Genomic DNA, 8,744 nt, shown 5'->3' on the forward strand with positions numbered 1-8,744 from the left:
CGGATCAGGAGCACGTCAGGGGGGGGGCTATTTCCTGCTTCTGATCTCTACCAGCCTGCCGTCGATGAACCGCAGGTTGCGGTACATGCCGTTCTCTGGCCCGTAGACCCAGGTTTCGACTGTGACAGCGCCGTGTTTCAGCTGGCCATTGGCGGCCAGTGCAGGCGGAGTGATCTGGCGCTCGGCAGGGGGACCGCATTTGCGCAGCACCTCCACCGCCAGGTCACCTTCGTTGATCAAGGCGCTGTTGCAGCGCATCGATGCGTGGGCGTTTCCACTCAGCAGGGCCAGGGCGGCCAGCAGTGAGCGGATAACCATGATTCAGCGCTGTCCGGACGCTGGCGCTAGCAGCAATTCGACCCGGTGCTTGCGGATACCGTCCGCCGCAGCTTCAGCCAGGGCAGCGTCGCTGATGATGATGTCGAACTGTTCCAGCGCAGCGATCTTGTACATGCCGAAGGTGCCGTATTTGGAGCTGGTTGCTACCAGCACGGTTTGCGAGGCGGACTGCATGGCCGCCTGTTTGACTTCGACTTTGAGCGCCGACGGCGTAGTCGTGCCGCGCTGCAAATCCCAGGAGCTGGTGGACATGAAGGCAATATCAGTCGCGAGTTGGCGCAGCGTCGCGGCAGCAAGACCGCCAACGCAGGAGCGGTTGGGGTGATCGAGCAGGCCGCCGGTGTGGATCACATCCACATGGGTTGCGTCAGCGAGTGCGTTGACGATACCGAAGTCGTTGGTCACCACGGTCATGCCAGACAGCGCCGCAATGTGCGGGACAATTTCCAGGGTGCTGGTGCCTGCATCCAGGTAAATCGTCATGTCGTCATGCAACAAACCGGCAGCCAGTCGCGCCATGCCCTGCTTCTGCGGCAGCTCGACCACGGCTTTGGATTGGTGGCTGGGCTCGCTGTGCAACTGGCTGGCGATGCGCACGCCGCCGGTAACCGAATAGGCGCGGCCTTCCTGTTCCAGCAAGGCAATGTCGCGGCGGATGGTCATGTGCGAGCAATCGAACATTTCCACCAACTGGTGCACGCTGAGTACCTGGTGCTTGCGCAACTGACGCAGCATCAACTCCCGACGCTGATCGGGAATCATCGGTGTGCCGCCAACGACGGCGATCTCCTCTTTGCTGGACATGCGTGCTCCTGAGCCTCGGTAAAACCGCCAGCACGGGCTGGCGGTCGTGGCATCTTAGCCAATCGAGTCACGTATGACAGCAGGTAAGCGCTGCAGGCTGCACTTTTGCTCAAGACTGGCTCTGGTCAGTCGATGCTTGATCCGTAGGCTTGAACAGTCTTTACAGGCGTTTTTTATAAACCCTGGGGTCGATACCCCACTTGTGCAATCTCGAAGCGAGGGTTGAAGGTTTGAGCCCCAGTAATTGCGCCGCGCCGCCTTCTCCCGACACTTTGCCTGCCGTACGTTTGAGCATCGCTATGACATTGGCTCTGAGTTGCAGCTGCAGGTGCTCATCGCGCAGGGGCTCAATGGTGTCGGCGGGATCGGTGTTCACGGCTATATGGGTTTGCGCAATTAAATCGTCGAAGCGTAAAACTCCGTCCTGGCTGACGATCATCTGGCGCTCAATGACGTTTTCCAGCTCCCTGATGTTTCCGGGCCACGAATAACGCTTCAATACTTGCAGCTGTGCAATTGGCAGTTTTACCCCCGGTTTGTTGAACGACTTGCGTGCCCTGTGGAGGAAGTGGCTGGCGAGCAGAGGAATATCCCCCGCACGCTCGCGCAGTGGCACCGATCTGATCGGAAATACGTTCAAGCGAAAGTAAAGGTCTTCCCGGAAAGCGCCCACTTTGACCATTTCGTGCAGATCTCGATTGGTCGCTGCAATAACCCGCACATCCACCACGCGAGTCACGTTGTCGCCCACGCGCTCGAATTGCTGGTCCTGCAATACCCGCAACAGTTTGCTCTGTAGCTCCAGCGGAATTTCCCCGACTTCATCGAGAAACAGTGTGCCGCCGTCGGCGAGCTCAAAGCGTCCGATGCGATGACTGACTGCGCCGGTGAACGCCCCCTTCACATGTCCAAAAAACTCGCTCTCAAACAGGTCGCGTGGAATCGCTGCACAGTTCACCCTGATTAATGGACGATCGCTGCGCAGGCTGCTGGCATGAATGGCGCGGGCGATGAGCTCTTTACCCGTCCCTGATTCACCGCTGATCAACACGTTGGCATCGGTGGGGGCGACCAGTTCCAGTTGGCGGATCAGGTGCAGTACAACGGGGCTTTCACCGACAATATTATGATGATTACGCTCCGCTTTTATCTCTTCCTGAAGGTATTGGTTTTCAAGTTCCAGACGCTGTTTGAGCTGTTCCACCTCGTTGAGCGCCTCCAGCAATCTACGCTCTGCCTGCTGACGCTCTCGAATATCCCGAAACAGCACCACGGCACCGACCAGCCTTCCCATCTCGAAAATCGGTGTGCTGGTGTATTCGACGGCGATGGCCTCTCCGTTCTTGTGCCAGAACACTTCGTTATCGACATGATGAACGTGACCATCGCTGAACGAGGCATGGATAGGGCATTGCTGAACGGGATAGCGGCTGCCGTCGCCTTGGGTGTGATGGAACAGCTGATGCGCGTCACGACCGATCATGTCACTGGAATTCCAGCCAAGAATGCGTTCGGCGGCCGGGTTCATGAAGGTCGTCTCTCCTTTAGTGTCGAGACCATAAATCCCCTCGCCAACAGCGCCGAGAATCAGTCTGTTCTGGCGTTCAATGCGCTCGAAAACCTGGGAAATCCGCTCCCAGCCTACGTGCCCAAGTCGATGCTGGCGGCGGGCTTCGGAACGATTGCGGCGCTTTTCCAGAATATCGCGCGCCTGAAGCAACAGGAGGATGCGCCTGCCGTCGGGCAGTACGCTGGAGCTGACCTCCACAGCATGCTGACTTCGCGAGATATCCAACAGACTGAGGTCGTCCGACCATGCAGACCCTTGGGTAAGCGTCTCGTCGGTAAAGGTGACCCAGTGTGGTAATCCATCGCCCAGAAAATGACTGAAACGTTTATCGCCCAGGTTCGTTTCAGCGCACCCCAGCAATGCCAGCGCGGCTCGATTTGCCTTGATAAGCCGGTCCGCTGGCGGATCAATGATCAGCAGGGGGAGCGGTGCGTGTTCGAACGCCTCGTCTGCAATGTTCTGTGGCATTTCATTGCCCTCGTCGAGCACGTATCAGCGGATCTGCAGCGCTATTAAGTACGAGATATCGTGAAAATTTTCACTAAAAATCGCGATTTGCGAGATTTCGCGAAATGGCTAAGAGCTTCAAGTTTTGAAATTTCAATATCTTTCAAATAGATAGGGCGGGTTTTGCGGATGGCATGGATTTCGCTGTTCCTTCGTCAGTCACGATGCGCGATGGCACGTCGGATCAGAATCTTTCAGAGGAAGCAAAGCGATGAACAAAACAGAGATGCACCACCTGCTAATGGCTGCCAAGGCTCGCAAAGGTATGAGCTGGGATGAACTGGGTGAAGCGGTTGGAAAAGGTTCGGTATGGGTGGCGTCTGCTTGCTACGGCATGAACAGCGCTACGCCAGAAGTCGCCGCCCGCATTTGCGAAGTGTTGGGTGTGGATGAGGAAGTGGCCAGCGCGCTGACGGTATTCCCTAAAAAAACCTGGGATCAGACCATCCCGCAGGACCCAATGATTTACCGGCTGTATGAAATCGTCGGGGTTTATGGCGACACCCTCAAGGACGTGATTCAAGAGAAGTTCGGCGACGGGATCATGTCTGCCATCGACTTTTCAATGCATGTTGACAAGGTCGAAGACCCTAAAGGCGATCGGGTGCGTGTGACCCTCAACGGAAAATTCCTGCCTTACCGCGCCTGGTAACAGCGACACCCTTCACTGAGCCCACGCGCACTGCAAAGTACGCAAAGAGGAAAGCGCTAATGTCTTATTTGCTCCCCTCCGAATTCGTCACCAAGATGATCGATGCCGGTGAGTCCAAGGTTCACATGGCAACGCGTGACACGCTGATCCGCGCGTTTATGGCGGGCGCAATACTGGCATTGGCGGCCGTATTCGCGGTGACGATTGCGGTTCAGACCGGCTCACCGTTGCTGGGCGCAGTGCTCTTCCCCGTAGGGTTCTCGATGCTCTATCTGATGGGCTTCGACTTGCTGACCGGTGTGTTCGTGCTGACGCCTCTGGCACTGCTCGACAAGCGTCCGGGTGTCAACATCAACGGTATCCTGCGCAACTGGGGTCTGGTGTTTTTGGGTAACTTCGCAGGCGCGTTGACAGTCGCATTCATAATGGCTTTCGTCTTTACCTACGGATTCAATGCAGACCCTGGCGCTGTTGGTCACAAAATCGCCAGCATTGGCGAGTCCCGCACACTCGGTTATGCCGAGTACGGCACAGCGGGATGGGTGACGATCTTTCTGCGTGGCGTGCTGTGCAACTGGATGGTCTCGATGGGCGTAGTGGGCGCCATGATTTCCACGTCTGTCAGCGGCAAGGTGATCGCTATGTGGATGCCGATCATGTTGTTCTTTTTCATGGGCTTTGAGCATTCGGTGGTGAACATGTTTCTGTTCCCGTCGGCCATGATCATGGGCGGCGGATTTTCGGTCATGGACTACTTGGTCTGGAATGAAATTCCGACGGTGCTCGGTAATCTGGCGGGTGGCTTGGCCTTCACGGGGCTTACGCTTTACTGCACTCACGCAAGAACCGCCCCTAAGCGCAAGTTTTCCTGACGCCACGCTTATCAAGCCGCATGGCCACTCAGCAGGGAGCCGAGTGGCCTTACGCTGGCGTTTTAGTGACCAGCGTTCTGCTCTTGTGAAGGTTGTGCTTCACCACGAGTAACCGCCTTGACCAGCTTGCCAATGCTCAACCCCTGCAACAGGATCGATGACAACACCACGATGTAGGTGATGCTCAGCAGCAAGTCGCGCTCCGGCCCCAGTGGCAAGGCCAGCGCCAGTGCCACGGAAACGCCGCCGCGCAAACCACCCCAGGTCAGGATGCGGATCGTGCCTTTTGGCACTGTGCGCCAGCGACGCAGCAGCAGGATGGCCGGTGCAACTGTGACGAACCGCGACAGCAGAATCGCCACCGCCAGCAAGCCTGCTGCCAGCATGTGCGACCATGAGAATGGCAGCAGCAACAGCTCCATGCCGATCAACGCAAACAGCAGCGCGTTGAGCATGTCATCGAGCAGTTCCCAGAAGCCGTCCATGTAGCGACGGGTCATGTCGTTCATCGCCAGATTACGGCCCAGGTTGCCGATGATCAGACCGGCGACAACCATCGCAATCGGGCCTGATACATGCAGCTCGGTGGACATGGCCGAACCGCCAATCACCAGCGCCAGGGTCAGCATCACTTCGATCTGATACTGCTCGATGCTCTTGATCATCAGGTACACGGCATAGCCGATCAGGCCGCCGAACAGCACGCCACCGATCGCTTCGTGGACAAACAGCATGGCGGTTTCGCCAACCGTCGGGGTTTCACCCAGTTGCGCAATGCCCAGCAACACGGTGAACACCACAACAGCGGTTCCGTCGTTGAACAGCGACTCGCCGACAATAGTGGTTTTCAACGGTTTGGAGGCATTGGCGGTACGCAGTACGCCGAGCACCGCGATAGGGTCGGTCGGGGAGATCAGTGCGCCGAACAGCAGGCAGTACAAGAAACTGACGTGCCAGCCGAACCAGCCAAAGATCCAGTAGGCCAAAGTGCCGATCACGGTGGTGGCAATCAACACGCCGAAGGTTGCCAGCAAGCCGATGGGCCAGCGGTAACTTTTCAGGTCCGTCAGATTGACGTGCAACGCGCCCGCAAACAGCAGGAACGACAGCATCCAGTTCATCAGCAAATCGCCGAAATCGATTTGGCTGATCAACTGTTGCACACGCTCTTCGAGACCGGGGAAGCCGAGGAAACTCAGGCCTTGCAGAATCAGCGAAAACATCAGCGCAGTGACCATCACGCCGATGGTAGGTGGCAGGCCGATGAAACGAAAGTTCACATAGGTGAGCAGCGAGGTGAGGCAGATAAAAGCAGCAACGAGTTCAAGCATTGGTCTTCCTGTTATTGCGATTCAAAGCGTGCCCAGAGGCGATTCAGACATGAAGCGGGCAGGGGTTTGATGGGTCGCTGGCGTGTGCGGACACATATTTTTCCATATCCATGGGAAGTGGCATGGACCACAGGAGGCCGGCAGCGTTGCAAATAAGTGCCGGACATTGGCACATCGGCTACTATCGCGGCTCGTTAATGGGAATCATCCGCAAATGCGGTGCTGGATTTTGGTTTTGTAGGAGCTGCCCAAAGCTGCGATAGCGGCATGTCAGATTTATCCCTATCGCAGCCTTCGGCAGCTCCTACAAGAGCCCAGACTGCCCCAGCACTATCAGGAACGAAATGAGCGCTGAACCCACCGCCAACCCTTCGCCGCCACGCATCCTGGTGGTCGACGATCACCGCAAGATCCGCGATCCGTTGGCGGTGTATCTGCGTCGTCATTCGTTTGATGTACGCACCGCTGAAGACGCGGCCGGGATGTGGCAGTTGCTCAAGCAGCAGTCGTTCGATGTGGTGGTGCTGGATGTGATGCTGCCGGATGGCGACGGCTTTGAACTGTGCGGGATGTTGCATCGCCGGGCCAACATTCCGGTGATTCTGCTGACCGCTCGCGACGCATCCACTGACCGGGTCAAAGGGCTGGATCTGGGCGCGGATGATTACGTGACCAAACCCTTCGAGCCGCGTGAACTGGTTGCCCGAATCAACAGCGTGTTGCGTCGGCGTACTATGCCAGCGAGCGTCGATCAGGCATTGAGCGCTTCATCGGCGCAGCGTTACGAATTCGGCGGTTTGAGTTTCATCACTGCGACTGAATTGTTGCTGCGTGCTGATGGCGCTCAGGTCCAGCTCAGCACCGCTGAAAGCAGGCTGCTGACGGTTTTCCTGAGGCATCCCAATCAGACCCTTGATCGCCAGCGTCTACTGGATCTGACGGCGCGCCCCGGCAGCGATGTTTATGATCGCGCCATCGACCGCCAGATCAGCCGTCTGCGTCGCAAGCTGGTGGATGATCCGTTACAACCGCAATTGCTGCGCACTGTCTGGGGCGGTGGTTACATGTTGGCGGCGGATGTCAGCGTGCAACAACTATGAGTTGGCTGAGCCGTTGTTGGCCCAGGCGGATGACCCATCAATTGGGCCTGCTTCTGCTGCTGGCGCTGCTGGCATCCAACGGCATCGCCATGTTGTTTTTGCAGCGCACCGGCGCGCTCATTCATCCGCTGTCCCGCACCCTGACGCTTGAGCGATTGACCACGGCGTACCACGTCGCTCATGAGCTGTCGGCGGCTGATGCGTCCCGGGTGCTGGCAACCATGCAGACGCAAGATGCGCGTTTCTGGATCGCTCAGCAGCCCGAGGTCAGCCCTTTTGATATGCACAAAGAAGAGCGGCGTCTGGCGCAGGAATTGCGCGCACGACTGGCGCTGACGCCGGAGATGGCGGTGAATATCCAACTGGAGCGAGTCACGGGTGGCCCGGCCCGGGAGGCTGTTTTTTTCCGTGCAGGCTGGGCACCGTTACGTTTGCGCACCAGCATCGTGTTGCCTGATGGGCAGACGCTCAACGCCTTGCAGCATCCGGCGGGTGCCTATGAGTGGAGCCGTTTGCTGGCTTACACCTTGCCGGTAACGACCATCCCGGTCTTACTGATTGTGATTTTCTTCATGCGCCGGATCGTGCAGCCGGTCAAGACGCTAGCCGAGGCGACTGAGCGAGTCAGTCGAGGCGAATGGATTGCGCCGCTGCCGCTGTCTGGTCCGCAGGAGGCTCGGGATCTGACCATCGCATTCAACGTGATGCAGGAGCGCATCGCCCGTCATGTTGAAGGCCGTACCCGAATGCTGGCTGCGGTGAGTCATGACCTGAATACGCCGATCACTGAGCTGCGCCTGCAGGTTGAATTGATCGAAGACGGTCCGTTGCGTGATGACATGCTGGAGAGCCTTGATGAGCTGCGGGCGATGGTGCGCGAGACGCTGGATTTCGTGCGTGGCGATGCGGTTCAGGAAGCGACGGTAACGGTATCGCTGAATGAGATGCTCGACGACCTGGCGCGACGTTACCGGACCATGGAGCAGCCGGTGACGTGGGTGGGAGGCGAGCAGATCAACTGTCGTTGTCGACCGCTGGCGCTGAAGCGAGCGTTGACCAACCTCATCGATAACGCGTTGCGCCATGCCGGTGACGCGCAGATCAGCCTGAGCCTCGAAGACGGTCGGATGACCCGTATTGAGATTCTCGATCATGGGCCGGGGATTGAACCTGCGTGGCTGACCCAAGTATTCGAGCCGTTCGTGCAGTTAGGGCGGGGCGGGGCGGATATCAGCCAGGGGGGAGGGCTTGGCCTGGGGTTGGCCATCGCACGCGCTTGTATTCAAGCGCATGGTGGGGAACTGGTATTGGAAAACCGCCCGCCTGCTGGTTTGTGCGCGGTAGTGCGATTGCCTGCTGCGGTTTGATGTGCTTTGGACATTTACAAATGCCCCAGCCTTGAAATGAGAACCTGTGGGAGATTCTATGTTTGCCCGCAAGCTAATTGACGACGTGGGACCGGCTTTAGCCGGGAAGGCGGTATTTCTGCTAATAAAAATTCAACGTCTGTCCCGACGTCTGTCCCGGCCTCTTCCCGGCTGAAGCCGGTCCCACGTCATCAGTGATTCC

General features: G+C 57.8%; 8 protein-coding genes. 4 read left to right on the forward strand and 4 right to left on the reverse strand.

Annotated features, from left to right (window positions below; genetic code table 11):
- Nucleotides 1-27: 27 nt before the first annotated feature.
- From AUC60_RS08500 to AUC60_RS08510, 3 genes are all read right to left on the reverse strand, one after another.
- On the reverse strand, nucleotides 28-318 hold the full coding sequence (locus AUC60_RS08500; RefSeq protein ID WP_087265745.1) for a DUF2845 domain-containing protein: 291 nt from the start codon (nucleotides 316-318) through the stop codon (nucleotides 28-30).
- Between the two features lie 3 nt (nucleotides 319-321).
- Complete coding sequence (locus tag AUC60_RS08505) at nucleotides 322-1,143, reverse strand: DeoR/GlpR family DNA-binding transcription regulator (protein WP_087265747.1); 822 nt, start codon at nucleotides 1,141-1,143, stop codon at nucleotides 322-324.
- 160 nt (nucleotides 1,144-1,303) lie between these two features.
- Nucleotides 1,304-3,181 (reverse strand): sigma 54-interacting transcriptional regulator, encoded by a 1,878-nt coding sequence (locus tag AUC60_RS08510; RefSeq protein ID WP_087265749.1) that lies wholly within the window; start codon nucleotides 3,179-3,181, stop codon nucleotides 1,304-1,306.
- 250 nt (nucleotides 3,182-3,431) lie between these two features.
- Between AUC60_RS08510 and cynS the strand changes: the two genes are divergently transcribed.
- Together cynS and AUC60_RS08520 are read left to right on the forward strand one after the other, a co-directional pair.
- Complete coding sequence (cynS, locus tag AUC60_RS08515) at nucleotides 3,432-3,872, forward strand: cyanase (protein ID WP_027902566.1); 441 nt, start codon at nucleotides 3,432-3,434, stop codon at nucleotides 3,870-3,872.
- Between the two features lie 59 nt (nucleotides 3,873-3,931).
- Nucleotides 3,932-4,744 carry a formate/nitrite transporter family protein gene (locus AUC60_RS08520; RefSeq protein WP_087265751.1) on the forward strand — a complete coding sequence of 271 codons (813 nt, stop codon included), beginning with the start codon at nucleotides 3,932-3,934 and terminating at the stop codon, nucleotides 4,742-4,744.
- 62 nt (nucleotides 4,745-4,806) lie between these two features.
- Here AUC60_RS08520 and AUC60_RS08525 read toward each other — a convergent pair whose 3' ends face one another.
- Nucleotides 4,807-6,075: a cation:proton antiporter gene (locus AUC60_RS08525; protein ID WP_087265753.1), complete on the reverse strand. Its 1,269-nt coding sequence runs from the start codon at nucleotides 6,073-6,075 to the stop codon at nucleotides 4,807-4,809.
- A gap of 344 nt (nucleotides 6,076-6,419) precedes the next feature.
- On the opposite strand from AUC60_RS08525, the gene AUC60_RS08530 reads away from it, so the two are divergent.
- Together AUC60_RS08530 and AUC60_RS08535 are read left to right on the forward strand one after the other, a co-directional pair.
- A complete protein-coding gene (locus tag AUC60_RS08530) occupies nucleotides 6,420-7,175 on the forward strand; it encodes a response regulator (protein WP_087265755.1) in 756 nt (251 codons plus the stop codon).
- Nucleotides 7,176-7,204: 29 nt separating this feature from the next.
- Complete coding sequence (locus AUC60_RS08535) at nucleotides 7,205-8,542, forward strand: ATP-binding protein (RefSeq protein WP_087265757.1); 1,338 nt, start codon at nucleotides 7,205-7,207, stop codon at nucleotides 8,540-8,542.
- The last annotated feature ends 202 nt before the right edge of the window (nucleotides 8,543-8,744 follow it).

The organism is Pseudomonas caspiana, from assembly GCF_002158995.1.
GTDB lineage: Bacteria > Pseudomonadota > Gammaproteobacteria > Pseudomonadales > Pseudomonadaceae > Aquipseudomonas > Aquipseudomonas caspiana.